General features: G+C 71.4%; 13 protein-coding genes. 1 reads left to right on the top strand and 12 read right to left on the bottom strand.

From position 1 onward, the window contains the following. Window positions 1–178: 178 nt before the first annotated feature. The 5 genes from M2283_RS32765 to M2283_RS32745 all read right to left on the bottom strand — a co-directional run bounded on the left by M2283_RS32765 (window position 179) and on the right by M2283_RS32745 (window position 5,414). The gene (locus M2283_RS32765; protein WP_280880092.1) at window positions 179–709 is read right to left on the bottom strand and encodes an FMN-binding protein; all 531 of its coding nucleotides are present in this window, start codon (window positions 707–709) and stop codon (window positions 179–181) included. Between the two features lie 40 nt (window positions 710–749). After that, window positions 750–2,189, bottom strand: a complete 1,440-nt coding sequence (locus tag M2283_RS32760) for a ferredoxin reductase family protein (RefSeq protein ID WP_280880091.1) — start codon at window positions 2,187–2,189, stop codon at window positions 750–752. Continuing rightward, the gene (locus M2283_RS32755) at window positions 2,186–3,040 is read right to left on the bottom strand and encodes an FAD:protein FMN transferase (protein ID WP_280880090.1); all 855 of its coding nucleotides are present in this window, start codon (window positions 3,038–3,040) and stop codon (window positions 2,186–2,188) included. The genes M2283_RS32760 and M2283_RS32755 overlap by 4 nt, the downstream gene beginning before the upstream one ends. Before the next feature lie 99 nt (window positions 3,041–3,139). Continuing rightward, the gene (locus M2283_RS32750) at window positions 3,140–4,648 is read right to left on the bottom strand and encodes a sensor histidine kinase (protein ID WP_280880089.1); all 1,509 of its coding nucleotides are present in this window, start codon (window positions 4,646–4,648) and stop codon (window positions 3,140–3,142) included. 13 nt (window positions 4,649–4,661) lie between these two features. Next, a complete protein-coding gene (locus tag M2283_RS32745; protein WP_280880088.1) occupies window positions 4,662–5,414 on the bottom strand; it encodes a response regulator transcription factor in 753 nt (250 codons plus the stop codon). Window positions 5,415–5,679: 265 nt separating this feature from the next. Here M2283_RS32745 and M2283_RS32740 point away from each other — a divergent pair, with 265 nt between their 5' ends. After that, complete coding sequence (locus M2283_RS32740) at window positions 5,680–7,674, top strand: glycosyltransferase family 39 protein (protein ID WP_280880087.1); 1,995 nt, start codon at window positions 5,680–5,682, stop codon at window positions 7,672–7,674. A gap of 2 nt (window positions 7,675–7,676) precedes the next feature. Here the strand turns inward: M2283_RS32740 and M2283_RS32735 are convergent, their stop codons facing one another. The 7 genes from M2283_RS32735 to M2283_RS32705 form a co-directional block, all read right to left on the bottom strand. Beyond that, entirely contained in the window at window positions 7,677–8,387 is a 711-nt protein-coding gene (locus tag M2283_RS32735; protein WP_280880086.1) for a YceI family protein, read from the bottom strand. Window positions 8,388–8,505: 118 nt separating this feature from the next. Next, complete coding sequence (locus M2283_RS32730) at window positions 8,506–9,519, bottom strand: NADase-type glycan-binding domain-containing protein (protein WP_432423164.1); 1,014 nt, start codon at window positions 9,517–9,519, stop codon at window positions 8,506–8,508. A 938-nt stretch (window positions 9,520–10,457) separates the two neighbouring features. Further along, on the bottom strand, window positions 10,458–11,024 hold the full coding sequence (locus M2283_RS32725) for a phage tail protein (RefSeq protein WP_280880085.1): 567 nt from the start codon (window positions 11,022–11,024) through the stop codon (window positions 10,458–10,460). Beyond that, window positions 11,024–12,985 (bottom strand): putative baseplate assembly protein, encoded by a 1,962-nt coding sequence (locus M2283_RS32720; RefSeq protein ID WP_280880084.1) that lies wholly within the window; start codon window positions 12,983–12,985, stop codon window positions 11,024–11,026. Before M2283_RS32720 ends, M2283_RS32725 begins: the two co-directional genes overlap by 1 nt. Beyond that, complete coding sequence (locus M2283_RS32715) at window positions 12,985–13,428, bottom strand: GPW/gp25 family protein (protein WP_280880083.1); 444 nt, start codon at window positions 13,426–13,428, stop codon at window positions 12,985–12,987. The genes M2283_RS32720 and M2283_RS32715 overlap by 1 nt, the downstream gene beginning before the upstream one ends. A 31-nt stretch (window positions 13,429–13,459) precedes the next feature. Then, entirely contained in the window at window positions 13,460–15,364 is a 1,905-nt protein-coding gene (locus M2283_RS32710) for a VgrG-related protein (protein WP_280880082.1), read from the bottom strand. Beyond that, window positions 15,364–16,086, bottom strand: a complete 723-nt coding sequence (locus M2283_RS32705; protein WP_280880081.1) for a LysM peptidoglycan-binding domain-containing protein — start codon at window positions 16,084–16,086, stop codon at window positions 15,364–15,366. The genes M2283_RS32710 and M2283_RS32705 overlap by 1 nt, the downstream gene beginning before the upstream one ends. Window positions 16,087–16,094: the final 8 nt, after the last annotated feature.

Genomic DNA, 16,094 nt, shown 5'->3' with positions numbered 1-16,094 from the left:
CGCATCACACCTGTGATGACCCTGTGAAGTTACCTGGCGCTTAAAGGTGACAAATAACGCCAAGGAAGATCAAAAGGTAAGTGCCCCTGGCATGGGCGATGCATCCTTTGCCGATTCTTGGGGGACCGGCCTGCCGCTCAACTTCCTTGCGAAAGACGGGAGATGGGCGCCAGGCGGCCTAGCCGAAGCCCCCGCGATCCCCGAACCCGCCCCCATGCCCGTGCTCCTCCGACTCCGTCGGTGTCGTCGTCGGAGCCGTGGAGCCGTCCGCCGCCTTGAAGCCCGCCTTGTCGAGGGCGGACTGGAGGGACGCGGCGTAGCTCTGGCTGGTGATGGTCGCGCCGCTGACCGAGTCGATCGCGGCGCTCTGTTTCGACAGGGCGCTTTCTCGGAGGGTGGGTACGGCGGCGTTGCTGATCTGTACGGACTGGGGCTCGTTGCCGGGGAGTTGGACCGTTTTCACGTCGGTGATCTTGCCGGCCTTGATGGTCACCTGGACCTGGGTGTCGCCGAACTGGGTGCTGATGGCGGAGCCGGTGGCGGTCGTGGTGGAGCCGCTCTTCGAGACGGTCGCGTCCTGGCTCGACGAGGACGAGGACGACGACGAGGAGGATGACGCGACCGACGGGGTGATCTCGTGGGGCTTGAACATCAGCACGCCGGTGGTGCCGATGACGGTCGTGACCAGGACGATCGGGGCTCGTCGCATGGGGTTCTCCAGGGGGAAGGGCGGTCGGGACGTCGGAACGTCAGAACGTGAAGTCCTCGTGGTGGATGTGGGCCGCCGGCACCCCGGCGTCACGCGCGGCGGTGACGACCCTGCGGGTGAACTCGTCGGGGCCGCAGACGAAGACGTCCCGGCCGGCGATGTCGGGGACCAGGGTGTGGAGGGAGGGGGCGTCCAGGCGGAGGGTGTGCCGCGGGCCGGTCAGGGTGTGGAGCAGGCCTCGGCGTTTGGTGACCAGGCGCTCGAACTCGTCCAGGTGGGCTATGTCTTCGGGGCGGGTGCCGCGCAGCAGGACGACCACGTGGGTGTCCCGGGGCAGGTCGTCCAGGAGGGCCCGGATCGGGGTCGCACCCACGCCGGCGCCGACGAGCAGGACGTTCCGGGACTGTCGTGCGTCGGCGGTGAAGACGCCGTACGGGCCCTCGAACGCCACCCTGGTGCCGGGGGTCAGACAGGACAGGGCCGTGCTGTGGTCGCCCAACTCCTTGACCGTGATGCGGAGATGGCCCGCCTGGGGAGTGGCCGAGAGGGAGTAGGGGTGGGCCTGCCACCACAACTCGCGGCGCAGGAACCGCCACATCATGAACTGGCCGCCGGCCGTGGGCAGTTTCTCCAGGTGCCGGCCGCTGAGGACGATGGACCAGGTGTTGGGCCCTGCCGGTGATATCTGGGCTACTCGCAGGTCGTGCCGGACGGATCGGTACAGCGGGAGACCGACTCGGAAGGTGAGTACGACGACCAGGGCGCCCACCCACAGCGAGGTCCACCAGGTCGTGGCCAGGGGGTGCCCCACGAACGGGGCGCCCGTGTCGATCTGGTGGATGAAGGAGAGGCCGAGGCCCAGGTAGGTGTAGAGGTGGACGGCCCACCAGGTCTCGTACTTCATCCGGCGTCGCGCCCGCCGGTAGGAGGTGACCCCGGCGGCCAGCAGGAGGGCGCTGCCGACGGTGGCCGACAGGATGCCCGCGTAGCTCCACAGGAGTTGGCCGATCTCCGCGAGGAGGCCTGTCTTCGCCGCGCGTGCGTAGCCGACGGTGATCAGTACGGCGTGGGCCAGGAGCAGGTACAGGCCCCAGGGGGCGAGGCGGCGGTGCCAGACGATCAACCGGTCCTGGCCCAGGGCGCGTTCGAGGGGCGGGATGCGGGCCGAGAGCAGGACGATGACGACCATGGCGTAACCGCTGAGCATTCCGGTGACGCGGCCGAGCGCGGTGGCGATGCCGCCCGGGGCGTGCAGCGCGCTGACGGTCTGGGAGCTGATGCCCAGGGCGAGGGAGATGCCCAGGCCGAGACCGGCGGCAGCGGCCAGGGCGTCGACGGCGAGCGGGCGGCGGGGGGCCGGGAACCTGTGGGGCATCCGCACGACGTGCCGGGACGACGGGGGAACGGACGGCGGGGGCCAGTTGCGCGGGCGGACGGGCGGCTTCGGCGGGGGCTGCCGGGAGAGGTGGGGTGCGGTCATCGTGACTCCTCCGCGGGGTCGGCCAGGGGGAAGCCCGGGGTGAGAAACACGCGTTCGTCGTCCAGGACCGTCATCGCCTCGTATCCGTCGAGGGTCAGTGTCCAGTCGGCTGCCCCGCGTCCCATGGCGAAGGCTGCCGTCGCGTACGCGTCCGCGGTGCCCAGGTCGGGGCCGCAGACGGTGACGGACAGCAGCCCGGTGGGGGCGGTGCGCGTGTGGGGATCGACGATGTGCTCGCCGCGCTCGTACGCCCCCGAGGTCGCCACCGCGAGGTCGGTGGCGTGCACCACGGCGGCCAACGCGCCGCGATCCTTGGGGTGTTGGATGCCGATCCGCCAGGGCAGACCGTCCTGGCGATCTCCCCGGCTCCCGCTGCTCCCGCTACTTCCCCCACTCGCCCGGTTGCCCCGGCTGACGACATCGCCGCCGGCCGTCAGACAGAGGTCGGTGATGCCCCGGGCCACCAAGGCGTCCGCGGCCCGCTGCACCGACCAGCCCTTCACCAGGGCGGACGGGTCCAGGGTGCCCCTGGCCCAGGCGTCGAAGTACCCGTTCGTGGCACGGCGAATCTCCGCGCACCTTTCGAGCACCCAGGTCACCTCGGCGCCCGCGTTCTCCGGCGACAACTCCCCGCGGTCGATACGGGAAATGGCGCTGTCCGGCCGGTACGTGCTGAAGAGAGCGTCGACCTCGTGCAGCCAGCGCACCGCACTGGCGGCGCCCGCCGCGGCCTCCTTCGGGTCGCAGTCGCGCAGGTCGACGGAGACCACGGTGCCCATGACGTGTTCCACGTGGACGTACCGAGCAGGCAGGTCGGTCGCAGACGCTGCATGGCTTTGAACGCTGCTCATGGGACTCCTCGGGAGCTGACGACGGTCTGCCCCCACCTTCCTCAGCGGACCTCTCAGTTCCCTCTCAGACCAGGCCGGATACGGGCCCTTCGGCCTCTTTTAAAGAGGAATCTCAGGCAGCAGCACCGTGAACACCGTCGAACCCGGGACGCTCTCGAAGGTCAGGGTGCCCTCGTGGGCGGCCACGACGGCCGCCGCGATGGACAGCCCGAGCCCGGCGCCCGCACCGCGCGTCCCCGTGCCGGGGTGGCGGCGGTCGGCACGGGTGAAGCGTTCGAAGAGCGTCGGGCGGAGCTCGGACGGAATCCCGGGGCCGTCGTCCGCGACGGACACCCTGCACCGCCCCGGCTCGCTCCGCGCCACGCGGACGGTCACCAGGGTGCCCGCCGGGGTGTGCAGCCGGGCGTTGGCCAGGAGGTTGGTCAGTACCTGCGCCAGGCGGTGGGCGTCGCCGGTGACGGTGACGGGCGTCTCGGGCAGGTCCAGGACCCAGTCGTGGTCGGGGCTCGCCGCTCGGGCGTCATCGGTGCAGTCGATGACCAGGCGGGTCACGTCGACCCGTTCCCGCTGGAGGGGGCGGCCGGCGTCGAGGCGGGCGAGCAGCAGCAGGTCGTCGACCATCGCACTCATCCGTGCCGCCTCGGCGGCCACCCGGTCCAGGGCCCGCTCGACCTTGGCGGGGACCGGTCCGGGGTGGCGCAGGGCGAGTTCGGCGTGGCCACGGATCGAGGCGACAGGGGTACGCAGTTCATGGCTGGCGTCGGCGGCGAAGCTCCGTAGCCGCTCCTCGCTGGTGTGGCGTTTGGCCAGCGCCTCCTGGACGTGGCCGAGCATGCGGTCGAGCGCGGCGGCCACCTGACCGGCCTCGCTGTGCGGATCGCCCGCAGCCGTCGGCCCCGGCAGGGTCACCTCGCCGCTGTCCAGCTTCAGCGCGGCGACGGCCGCCGCGGTGTCCGTCACCCGGCGCAGGGGGTGCAGCGAGTGGCGTACCCACAGGGCGCCGGCGACCCCGGTGATCACCAACGCCCCGCCGAAGACCACGGAACAGACCAGCGCCAGCCGCCGCACCGTCTCCTGGAGCGGCGCCAGCGGCAGGCCGCTGACCAGGAGGTCGTCGTCCTTTCCCGCGCAGGCGTACACGCGGTAGGCGCCCAGGGTCGAGAACGTGACGCTGTGGGCCTTTCCGTCGGTGGGGAGGGCGTTCAGCGTCGCCGCGTCGGCCGTGTCGAGGGTGACGGCGGTGCCCCGGTCGGCCCGGACGACGGCGGCATCGCTGACCACTCCGTCGTTCAGACGCGCGCCGAAGGTGCCGATGCTCTGCCCACGGGTGTCGGCACGCCAGCGGGCGGCCAGGTCGCCGTAGTCGATGTCCCCGCCGAGCTGCTGCTGGGCGTCCGCGGACTGCCGTAGCGAGGAGGGGAACAGGCAGCCGGAGTCGGCCAGTTGGTGATCGAGTTGGTCGGTGAGATAGCTGCGCAGGGCGAGAACGCTCGTCACGCCGACGGTCGCGCAGCTCAGCGCGAGCAGCACGACGAGGCCCCAGGTGAGCTTGGCGCGCAGGGTGCGGGGGCGCAGCCGGTTCAGGCGGGCACGCGTCGCAGCGTTCATCGGACCGTCGCGTTCATGAGGTGGGGGGCTTGAGGACGTACCCGACACCGCGCACGGTGTGGATCATGGGTGACCGGCCGGCGTCCACCTTCTTGCGCAGATACGAGATGTACAGCTCGACCACGTGCGCGTGGTGGCCGTAGTCGTAGGACCAGATCCGCTCCAGGATCAGCGTCTTGCTGAGCACCTGGCGTGGATGGTTCATCAGCAGCCGCAGCAGCGCGTACTCCGTGGGGGACAGAGCGATGACCTCGCCGGCCCGGGTGACTTCGTGGGCTTCCTCGTCGAGCACCAGGTCGCCGACGGTCAGCGCGGTCTCGCCCTCGCTCCGGCGTGCCATTCCGGCCCGGCGCAGCAGGCCGTGCAGCCGGGCGGTCACCTCGTCCAGGCTGAACGGCTTGGTGACGTAGTCGTCGCCGCCCGCCCGGATCCCGGCGACCCGGTCCTCGACCGCGTCCCGCGCGGTGAGGAACAGCACGCACACGGTGGGGAGTTCGGCGCGGATCTCGCGCAGCACGGTGAGACCGTCGGCGTCGGGCAGCATCACGTCCAGGATGACCGCGTCCGGCCGGAACTCGGCCGTGGCCCGCACCGCCGTCGCCCGGTCCGCGGCGGGACGCGCGTGATAGCCCTCGTAGGCCAGCGCGCCGCACAGCACCTCGGTGAGATCCGGCTCGTCGTCGACCACGAGCACCCGGACACGCGTGCCGTCGGGGCGGACCAGGGGGAGCGCCGTGGCGGCGGGGTCCGTAGGGCGTGGAGTCACCGGGACATCACACCGCCCGAATCTGAGATTCGCCTGAGATGTACGGGCCCGGGGTGCGGGTGGGGAGCGGCGCGCCGAGGTGTCGGCGCCTCCTGGGGCCCGTTGTTTCACCTGGTCAGCGGTACTGCGCGGCCCTACGGGAGACCCGCTCGGGCGTCTCACCCAGGCCCGGCGCTGAGAGCGGGCTGAGAAGTCCGCCGTGCAGGGTGACGGCCGCGCCAAGGAGGGACTCCCACGTCCCCGCGGTCCCCCCACAAGGAGACACATGACCACGCTCAACCCCTCTGTTCTTGAGGGACCAGTGCCACCTCGAACGGCTGCGGTCACCGGTCGTGCCGACAGCCCTCCATGGGAACGACCCGCCTTCTGGGCTCTGTTGATCGTCGCGGCGGTTGCCTTCTTCTGGGATCTGGGTGCGTCGGGCTACGGGAACGAGTTCTACTCGGCGGCCGTGCAGGCGGGTGGCGAGAGCTGGAAGGCCGCGTTCTTCGGAGCGTCGGACGCCGGGAACTCGATCACCGTCGACAAACCGCCGGTCGCACTGTGGCCCATGGACCTCTCCGTACGGCTCTTCGGAGTCGGGTCCTGGCAGATCCTCGCCCCCGAGGCGCTGATGGGCGTCGCCACCGTCGGGGTGCTGTACGCGGCGGTACGGCGACTGTACGGACCGGCCGCCGGGCTGCTGGCCGGGGCGCTGCTGGCGCTGACCCCGGTCGCGGCGCTGATGTTCCGCTTCAACAACCCCGACGCGCTGCTGGCCCTGCTCATGGTGTGCGCGCTGTACTGCTTCCAACGCGCCCTGGAAGGGCACCGGGCGGCCCGCTGGATGGTGCTCACCGGGGTCTGCTTCGGTCTCGCCTTCCTGGTCAAGACCCTCCAGGCGTGGCTGATCCTGCCGGCGCTGACGCTGGTCTACCTGGTCTGCGCGGCACTGCCGTTGACCAGGCGGATCGGCCATGTCCTGCTGGCCGGGGCCGCGATCGTGGCCAGCGCCGGCTGGTGGGTGGCCCTCGTCGAACTGTGGCCCGCCGACTCCCGCCCGTACGTGGGCGGTTCCACGAACAACAGCTTCCTGGACCTGACCCTCGGCTACAACGGGCTCGGTCGCATCACCGGCGACGAGAGCAAGGGCGGGCCGAGCGGGGGGAGTTCGGTCCCGAGCGGCGTGCCTGGAGGGGGCAGCGTGCCCGGAGGAGGTGGCGCGGGGGGAGGCGGCGCCGGCGGCCATGGGGGCGAGGGCGGCATCACCCGCATGTTCGACAGCGCGCTGGGCGGCCAGATCTCCTGGCTGCTGCCCGCCGCACTGATCCTTCTCGTGACCGCACTGGTGATCACCCGCCGGGCCGCCCGAACCGACCTGCACCGCGCGGGAGTTCTGGCCTGGGGCGGCGCCTTGGTGTGCACCGCGGTGACGTTCAGCCTCATGTCCGGGATCTTCCACGAGTACTACACCGTCGCGCTGGCGCCGTACGTCGCCGCCCTGGTCGCCATGGGTACGGTCCTGCTCTGGCGCCTGCGAGACCGCGCCGTCCCGGCGGTGGTCCTGGCGGTGACGGTCGCGGCGACGGCGGCATGGGCGTTCGTACTGCTCGGCCGCGCGGACGGCTGGACCTCCCAACTACGCTGGCCGGTACTGGTCGTTGGGGTGCTGGCGGCGGCCGGGACGGCGCTCGCGCGGCTCCTTCCGCGCCGCCTGGCCCTCGGGGCGACGGGGCTCGCGCTGGCGGCCGTACTCGCCGGACCCGCCTCCTACACCTGGGCCACGGTCACCATGGCCCACACCGGGCAGACCCCGCTCGCGGGCCCCGCCTCGACGGCCGACGCACAGGGACACGGCGGGCCCACCGGTGGCGCGGCGGCCGGTGCGGGCAAGGGCGGCGGCAACAGGCTGGGAGGCGTCGAAGCGGTCACGCCTCAACTCCGCTCCGTCCTGGTCGAGAACGCCCAGGACTACACCTGGGTGGCCGCGACCGTCGCCTCGGACAATCAGACCTGGCTGCAACTCGCCACCGGCGAACCGGTCATGCCCATCGGCGGCTTCAGCGGCGGCGACCCGGCGCCGACGCTCGCCCGGTTCAAGCAGTACGTCGCCGACGGGGAGATCCACTACTTCGTGGCCCAGGGCGGCGAAGAGGGCGGCTTCGCCCGCGACGGCGCCGACACCACCGGATCGCGGATCTCCTCCTGGGTGACGACGACGTTCACCCCGCGGACCGTGGGCTCGACGGTGGTCTACGACCTTTCCGCGCCCACGAGTTGAGCTCAGTCGTTGGGTACGGTCCGGATGGCGGCGATGTCGAACTGGAGCCGGACCTTCTCGCTCACCATCGCGCCGCCCTCCGCGAGCCGGGCGTTGTAGGCCAGGCCCCATTCGGAACGGTTGATGGTGGTCGTGCCGTCGAATCCCACCCGGTCGTATCCGAAGGGGTCGGTGACGTGTCCTATGTAGGTGAGTTCCAGGTCCACGGGACGGGTGCGGTTCTTGATGGTGAGGTCGCCGGTCATGCGGTAGACGTCATTGCCCGTGAGCCGAACCGTCGTACTGACGAAGCGCATCTGCGGGTAATTCCTGGCGTCCAGGAAGTCACGGCCGATCAGATGGGCGTCGCGCTGTTCCACGCCGGTGTCGACGGACGCGGTCGACAGGACGATCTCGGCGCGTGAGCGGGAGGGGTCGACGCCGTCGAGGTGGAGCCGGCTGTCGTACTCCGTGAAAGCCCCGCGCACGGTCGTGACCAGGGCGTGCCGGACGGAGAAGCCGATACGGCTGTGCGCGGGGTCGATCAGCCAGTCCCCGGTCAGGCCCGCCAGGCCGGGGTCAGGGGCGGAGGGCGCGAACGCCGGGGGCTGGAGCGGGGGTTGGGGGGACTGTTGCGAAGAATGGCCGGACTGGGGGTGCTGGGGGGACTGGTGGGGGGAATCCGTGGGGGATGCCGGGCGGCGCAGGGACGCAGCACGGGTGAACAGGTTCATGATTCATGTAATTACGTCACGCCAGGGGTCATCGCAAGCGTTCCGTGGCCCGGACGGCGGGTGTGAAACTATCCACACGCCGCCGTCACGAATTGCCCCCGTAATTCGGCTGCTTGTATCAGCCGGAGTTCGCGTTCGACGGGCCGAAGAACTCTATTTCGGCGATGGCGACCTGCTTGGTTCCGGAGATCAGGTACGCCGACTCGATCGTGAAGCGGACCTTGGTGACCTCGCCGACGCGGAAGGCCCGGCGCTGGGCGCCGGCGCCCTGGTCGAGGGTGAGTTCACGCTTGGCCGTCTTGCCGTTGGCCAGGGTGATGGTGGCCTCGATGCGGTGCGGCAGGGCCGACTGGGAGATCTGGTCGGCGCGGGCGGAGACGCCGGGCGTGATGAGCAGGTCGAGCAGGCGGGTCGGTTCCTCGAACTTCACCTCGATCCACTCGCCGCGACCCGACTCCGACACTCCCGGACCCCACCAGGTGTCGTTGAGCTTGTCGAAGGCCAACGCCGGCTTGTGGCCCGGGTAGGACCGGGACGCGCTGACGCTGTCGGGGGCCACCTGCGCGCGCTTGGCGAAGTGGTCGCGGGTGGCCTGGACGCCCTTGGGGATGCTGAACGCCAGCCAGATCACCAGGGTCAGCACGACCGCGGCGGTCAGCCAGGTCAGGACGCGGTCGAAGGCGCGGCGCAGCCTGGGGCGGTCGCCGGCCCACGGGGTCTCCCGGTTCCGGAAGCCCAACAGCCGCCGCCACCAAGGGAGTCGGCCCGGTGCCTGCCCCTCGCCGGCCATCGGCATCGCGCACCGCGCGCAGTAGTGCCGCTCGGGCCGGTTCCGCGTGGCACACCAGGGACACGGCGTCCCCCCGTCCGCCCCGAGCTCCTCACCCGGCGCCCGCACGGTCTGCGGCCGCTGCGGCGCCGGCCGCCCGGGCAGCACCGGCGCGACGGCGGGCTCCGCCACCGGCCGGGGCACCGGATCATTGACCGGCACGAGCAACTGCCGCGCACGGTGGGCCATGTCGTCGTGGTACGCGGGGTCGGCGGGGGCCGGGGCGTCCGGGAAGACAGTGCGGTTCGGAGTCGTCCCCGTCGTGGCGGGGACGGGGTCGTTGGGGATGGTGTCGTCGTCCATGGGCGGGGCGGAGGAGGACGGGTTGTCGGAGTAAGAGGCAGAGGGAGACGGGTTGGCGGTGGCCGCCCCGCCGGTGGAAGCGCTCGGAGCCCCCGGGGCGTCCGCATCGGCCGCAGGGGTCGTCGTACGGGAGGCCAACAGATCCTCCCGCGCACTACGAACCAGTCCCGCACCCCCATCCGACTGACCGAAGGCGTCCCAACCGGGATCCCCGGACCCACGGGCCGACGAACCACCCGCCCCAGAGCCGGCGGCAACCGCCCCGCCCGCCCCGGCAGAGGAGCCGGCCCCTGCGGAGGACGTGACGAAGGCCCCCTCATCCGACCCACGGCCCGAGCCGTCGGCAACCCCGCCGGAGCCCCCCGAGCCCTGGCCGAAGCCGTCCGAGTTCCCGCCGGAGCCGTCAGCGTCTTGACCGAAGCCGTCCGAGTTCCTGCCGGAGCCGTCTGAGCCTCCGCCAACGGCGCTCGTGCTCCTGCCAGTTGAATGTGAGCCGCGGCCGAAGCCCCCCGAACCCTGGCCAGCGGCCCCAGCGCTCCCGCCGAAGCCACTAGCGGCTCCGCCTGATGCGTCCGCAGCCGCGCCAGAACCGTTCGCGCCGTTGCCGGACGCAGCCGCGTTCCGGCCGAAGCCGTCGCCGCTGTCGAATCCGCCCGCGTTCCCGCCGGAGCCGTCCGCGCCCCTGCCGGAGGCCCCCGCGCTGCCGCCGGAGGCGTTCGCACTTCCGCCGGAGCCGTCCGAGCCCTGGCCGGAGGCCCCCGCGTTCCTGCCGGAGGCACCTGCACCTGCACCTCCGCCGGAGGCCCCCGCACCTCCGCCGGAGGCAGTCGCACTCGCGCTGGCCCGGTCCGTCCAGCTCAGCACAGCCCCGCAGGCGTCGCAGAACGACTGGCCCGGTTCCGCGCGGGTGCCGCATTCGGCGCAGTTCTGGGTGGTCGTCATGTCTGCGGGGTCCTTTCGGCGGGGTCGCCTGCGGTCACTTGGACCGTGTACGGCATGTGGGCGGGGCGGGCGGCCGCCACGAGGGCGTCCAGGCGGTGGTGGTCCGCAGGGGTGGGGGAAGGCAGGCGTAGATGGACGTGGAGGCGGGGGCGCGCTTCGCCCGGGACCGGGCCCAGGGGGCGCGCGCTCCAGGCCGCCGCCCCGCTCTCCGTGATCTCCGGGGTGACGCCGAACGCCAGGCGTACCGCCTCGGCCAGCCCGCGCACGGTGCCGCGCACCCGGTGCAGGTAGGCGGCAGCGGCTACGGCGGTCCGCAGCAGTGCCTCTGGTTCGCTTCCGTCGGTCTCCGCGCCGACCCAACTGCCCAGCCACTGGGTGAAGTCGAGCGGCGCGAGGGACGGTCGGAAGTACGTGTCGAGGCAGTCGAGGACGCCGTGGATCGGTGCCACCACCTCGTCGAGGCCGCCGACGAAGCGCTGTGCGAGGTCGTCGTCGGCGAACACGGCCGGCAGCATCATGCCGATCGGCGCCGAGGATTCGAGGCCGTCTATGGAACCTCTCATCAGTTGCCGTCCCCGATCACCCGCACGCGATGGTCGAACGAGAACACCAGCGAGGGCGCGGACAGATCGATCCGGTCCGTCGCCTCACCGCGCTTGCCGGTCAGCGGGTCGGCCGGGTGCAGGACCACCTCGTCGACCAGCTCCACGCCCGGCACGCGTTGCAGCACCGCGAACACCTCGCCGGACTGCACGGGCCGCCCGAAGGGCCAACCCGTGCCGTTCGACCCGCCGGTGAGCGGATCGAGGTGCCGGTACAGGGCGTCGTGGGCGTCGCGGCGCACCTTGTCGGTGTCGACGCCCCGGAAGGCGTGCACGGTGGCCACGACGGTCACCCCCTGGTAGTACGGCGGCCCGACCGCCAACCTCGTGCCGATCAGGCGTCGTTCGTCGAGGTGCCGGGTGATGCGGTCCAACAGGGCGTCCCCGGGGACCAGTTGCTCGAAGCGCAGTCGGCCACCGGGGTCTGCCACCGCCTGCGGTACCACCAACACCCGTACCGCGTAGGCCCCGTGCTCGCCCTCAGCGCCCTCCAGGCAGGTGATGCGCGCGGTCTCGGGAGCCGCCCGGCGGGCCAGCTCCTCGTAGTCCCGGAGCGTCACGGCCCGTTCCTGGGCGCGCAGGGTGATCGGCGCCCGGACCTTGGCCTCCTGGACCGTCTCGCCGTCCACTCCGCCGCGCGCGGCCTCGCGGTTGACGACCTCGGAGACGTACGGGATGGAGGTGCGCAGGATCTGTACGGCCCCGCGCGCCACGTTGCCCGAACGGCCGCCGCCGGTGCGGTAGCGGCGGGCCCGGATCGGCGAGCCCTTGGGGGCGACCGTGCCGTACTGCCGGAGGCTGCCGTCGGGTTCGCGCACGGCGGGTCCGAAGGCTATCTCGCCGCTGGTCGCGTCGACGGTGATGTGCCGGTCGCCAGGACCCGAGTCCGCGAAGTGCGGCACGACCCGCCAGTCCGTCCAGCCGTCGTGCTCGGCGGTCTGCAGCAGCACCGGCGGGTCGTCGCCGACCACGGGCGCGTGCGCCAGCCGCAGCCGCTGCCCCGGCAGCCCGGTGGACTCGCCGAGCGCCTCGTCGTAGACCGCTTCGGCGTGTACGACCGCGGTGGTGCCGCCGATGGTGAAGGCCTCGGCGGCGCGGAGGGTGGGGGAGGTGGTGTAGAAGGGCTGGCCGGGGCCGGGTTCGATGACCCGGCAGCGCAGCCAGCCGGCCTCCTGCCCCGCGTTGCGCGACAGGACGTGGCCACTGGGGATGTGCAGGATCACCTCGCCGGGCCGGTTGAGCCCACCGGTGCCGTCCCGGTCGACCTCGCACAGCTGCCAGCCGTCCGCGGTCCACGCCTCCCACACCAGCGGCGGCTGCCGCGGGTCCACGCCGACGCCGTCCACCCGGCTGTCCAGGTCGAGGGCGACCGCGCAGTGCGGCACCGCGTTGGTCAGGCCCAGCAGCATGCAGTCACCCGGGTCGGGGGACTCGGAGAAGCAGAGCAGGTCCCTGTCCTCGATGGCCAGGTCCGGCGTCCGGTCCACCGCCGGCTCACCCCGGTGCTGCACCAGCAGATGGCTCAACTCACATGGCACGACCGTCAGTTGGCGCTCGGTGGCGAAGACGACCGCCTCCTCGTTCTCGGTCCGCATGGTGGCCACCTCGGTGCCCACCGGCACGGGGATCGCCTCCTCCTGCGGCGCCGACAGCCAGAACGTCACGTCCGTGCGCGCGGCGGACGGCGGGAACAGGGTGATCCCGACCAGGTCCAGGAACGCCAGATGGTTCTTCTCCGGCACCCGGTTGAGCCGGTAGACGATCTGGTCGGCCATGTGGGCGACCGTCTCGACGAGGGTGACGCCCGGGTCGGAGACGTTGTGGTCGGTCCACTCCGGGGCGCGCTGCTGGATGTAGCGCTTGGCGTCGTCGACGAACTGCTGGAAGCGGCGGTCGTCGAGGTTGGGTGAGGGCAGGGCCATCAGCGGTCGCTTTCAAGGGAGTTGCCCGCGCCGGGGCCGGCGTCGGGCTCCTCGTGGGACGGAATGACGTAGAACGGGAAGACCAGGCTGCGCGGGTTGTTGGTGCCGCGGATCGAGTAGCGGACGTCGATGTACAGCACGCTCTGGTCGCCGCCGGCCGTGACCTCGACGTCCTCGACCTCGATCCGCGGCTCCCAGCGGTCCAGGCTGATGTGCACCTCGTGCTGGATGCGGCCCGCGGTCTGCTCGTTGACCGGCGCGAACACCAGGTCGTGGATCGCGCAGCCGAAGTCGGGCCGCATCGGCCGCTCGCCCGGCGAGGTCGAAAGCACCAGCCGGATCGCCTCCTCGACCTCCCGCTCCCCGCTGACCAGCGCGATCCCGCCGGTCGGCCCGATGCGTAGCGGGAACGACCAGCCGGAACCGACGAACTGCTCGGCCATCAGAAACACACCTGCCTTCCAGGGAAACGGCTCACGGAACCATCGGCACGGGGATGGTGGTGACCCCGAACACCGGGGACATGACCATGGTGGTCGGCGCCTTGATCGTCGTGTTGACGGCCGAGGTGACCTGCACGGTGCCCACACCGGTGAGGCTCGCGGCACCCAGCGCGTTCAGGTTCAGGGCGCCGGCCGCGTTCAGGCCGATCACGCCCGCGGACCGCATGTTGACCACGCCGCCGCCCTGGATGTTGAGCGGGCCGCCGCTCTTGATGGTCAGCGCGCGCCGGGCGCTCAACGTGAGGTCTGTGCCGGCCTCCACCGACACCGACCGGCTGCCCTTGATCGTGACCGAGCCCTTGCTGTCCACGGTGATCTCGGTCTTCGTCCGGTCCAGGAAGACGGTCAGCATCTTGTCGCCGGAGGTCAGCCGGACGCCCTGCTTGCGCATGCCGGTCTTCTGGCTGAGCAGGTCGAGCCGGTTGCCGTCCCGGTCGGAGACGGTGTGCCGGCTCGCCTTCTTGCGCACGGTGTCGTGCAGCGGCACATCGCTGACGACGGTCGGTTTGTCCCGGCCGTTGTAGAGCCCGCCGATGACGAACGGATGGTCGAGCGCGCCCCGGTCGAAGGCGACCAGCACCTCGTCGTTGACGTCCAGCGGGAAGATCCCGCCGCCGCCCAGGCCGCCCATCTGCACGGTCCGCGTCCAGTCGCTGACGTAGGTGTCGTCCAGCCACGGGAACTGCAGCCTGACCCGGCCCTGCTTGAGCGGGTCGTTGACGTCGGTCACCAGCGCGTTGGCCACACTCGGCAGCCGCGGCGAGGTGTCCGCGCCGCCCGAGGCGAGACCGTACAGCGACCGCCACTGCCGGCCGCTGACCGTCACCCACGCCTCGTAGTGCTTGCCGTCACCGAACACGTGGCGCACCGAGGTGACCGTGTACTTGCCCTCGAAGGGCACGCCGACATCCGCGAGCGCGACCGGAACTCCCGGGCGCAGCTTGGGATTTCCGCGCGCGACGACCTCCAGCTCGGCGAACGACCCGGTGACGTCGTCGGCGAGGGCGTCGGCGGCGAACTTCACCTCGCTCTGCTTGTCGTAGGGCGTACCCGTCTCGACCAGCTTGGCCGTCTTGAACTTCCCGGCCGCCGCGCCCGGTGTGGTGCCGATCGTGATACCCGGGTTGTCCTTCGCGGGCGCGGTGGCGGTGAGCTTCTTCTTCGTCGTCACGTCCCAGCCGCGCGACTCGACCTTGCCCACCTGGTCGGCGGCCGTGACCGCGGCCCGCAGCCGCAGGATGTCGTGCCCGGCCTGGAGGACGAACGGGCTCTTGTCGCCGTCGGTGTTCGGCGAGGGCGCGCCGGAGGCCGACTTGGGCTTCACGAACTGGAACTTCCCGTCCGCGTCCACGGACATGACCATCTCGTTCTCGTCGGCAAGGCGCGACAGGAAGTCCCAGTCGGTGATGTTGGACTGGGAGATGAACTCGTAGACCGTCTTGGTCGACTGGATCTTCCCGATCGGCACGCCGTCCAGGCCGGCCAGCTTGCGGGCGATGTCGGAGGCGCTCTGGTTGCGGTACGCGGCCACCCGGCGCTGGCGCAGCATGCGGTGTCCGAGGTCGTAGCCGCGCACGACGGTGTAGCTGCCGGTGCCGTCGTAGTCGGCCTCAAGTCCCGTGACCTCGCCGGTCAGCAGCGGATCGCCGGCGCCCTCGCCGTCGGCCACCGGCGCGAACACCACCTTGGTGCCGAAGGTGATGTTCAGCTTGCCCAGCAACAGCCGGTAGGGATCCCGGAAGGTGAGCCGGAACGCGGCGGGGACGCCGACGCCCTGGTCGACGTAACTCTCCACCAGGTCGGGGGCGAACTCGGGCGGCAGCTTGGCGCCGCCGATCTTCACGTCGACGACGTTGGAGTACGCGGACTGCACCATCAGGTACGCACCTCCTCGGCGGCCGGCAGCACGAGTTCGATGCCGGTGGGCAAGTGCCCCGGGTCGTCTATGCCGTTGATCTCGGCGATGGAACGCCAGGCGGCCGCGTTGCCGTACTCCCGCCAGGCCAGCGACTGCAGCGAGTCGCCCGCCACCACTCGGTGCACGCGCTGCGCGGTGAGCGCGCCGGAGGTCGGGTTCTGGCCCTTGGTCTTGCTCGGGATCTCGTGCAGTTGCAGGCGGCAGGTGGCGCGGATGGGCACGCCGGTCGTCGAGAACAGCGTGTAGTTGGCCTCCGCCGAGCTGACGTACGCCGTGAACCGGGCCGTGGAGAACGACCCCCACTGGAAGACGACCCACGGCGGCGAAGGCTGCTTGGCGGCAATGGACTTGGCCGTCACCTCACAGCACGACAGCAGCGACTCGACCTTCTTCAGGACGCTGTTGCTGGTCGGCTCGTCGGAGGTGTCGAGGAAGATCTCGACGCCCATCTCGCGCGGCTCCGAACCCATGAACTCCGGTAGCGGACCGTCCCGTTCGATCTGCGCGGGGGTGACCTTCCACTGGGCGCGGCGGGTCAGCGACAGCTGCGCCGGGTTGAAGTCGAAGCCGAACGTCTTGATGATCCCGCCGGGCGCCCTGCTCTTGCCCTTCGGCGGTTCGTGGATCGCGAGCGTGGCGTGTACCAGGCTCTTGCCCGCGCCCTTGCTGCCCTTCGCCATGTCTCCCG

It is taken from the genome of Streptomyces pseudovenezuelae, from assembly GCF_029892565.1.
Classification (GTDB): Bacteria; Actinomycetota; Actinomycetes; order Streptomycetales; family Streptomycetaceae; genus Streptomyces; species Streptomyces pseudovenezuelae_A.
This window is presented reverse-complemented; position numbering and strand designations above follow the sequence as displayed.

Coding starts and splice junctions, on each gene's coding strand:
- M2283_RS32705 (WP_280880081.1), bottom strand. CDS start 16,086: ATGGCGAAGGGCAGCAAGGGCGCGGGCAAGAGCCTGGTACACGCCACG.
- M2283_RS32725 (WP_280880085.1), bottom strand. CDS start 11,024: ATGAGAGGTTCCATAGACGGCCTCGAATCCTCGGCGCCGATCGGCATG.
- M2283_RS32740 (WP_280880087.1), top strand. CDS start 5,680: ATGACCACGCTCAACCCCTCTGTTCTTGAGGGACCAGTGCCACCTCGA.
- M2283_RS32715 (WP_280880083.1), bottom strand. CDS start 13,428: ATGGCCGAGCAGTTCGTCGGTTCCGGCTGGTCGTTCCCGCTACGCATC.
- M2283_RS32710 (WP_280880082.1), bottom strand. CDS start 15,364: ATGGTGCAGTCCGCGTACTCCAACGTCGTCGACGTGAAGATCGGCGGC.
- M2283_RS32755 (WP_280880090.1), bottom strand. CDS start 3,040: ATGAGCAGCGTTCAAAGCCATGCAGCGTCTGCGACCGACCTGCCTGCT.
- M2283_RS32720 (WP_280880084.1), bottom strand. CDS start 12,985: ATGGCCCTGCCCTCACCCAACCTCGACGACCGCCGCTTCCAGCAGTTC.
- M2283_RS32750 (WP_280880089.1), bottom strand. CDS start 4,648: ATGAACGCTGCGACGCGTGCCCGCCTGAACCGGCTGCGCCCCCGCACC.
- M2283_RS32735 (WP_280880086.1), bottom strand. CDS start 8,387: ATGAACCTGTTCACCCGTGCTGCGTCCCTGCGCCGCCCGGCATCCCCC.
- M2283_RS32730 (WP_432423164.1), bottom strand. CDS start 9,519: ATGGACGACGACACCATCCCCAACGACCCCGTCCCCGCCACGACGGGG.
- M2283_RS32760 (WP_280880091.1), bottom strand. CDS start 2,189: ATGACCGCACCCCACCTCTCCCGGCAGCCCCCGCCGAAGCCGCCCGTC.
- M2283_RS32765 (WP_280880092.1), bottom strand. CDS start 709: ATGCGACGAGCCCCGATCGTCCTGGTCACGACCGTCATCGGCACCACC.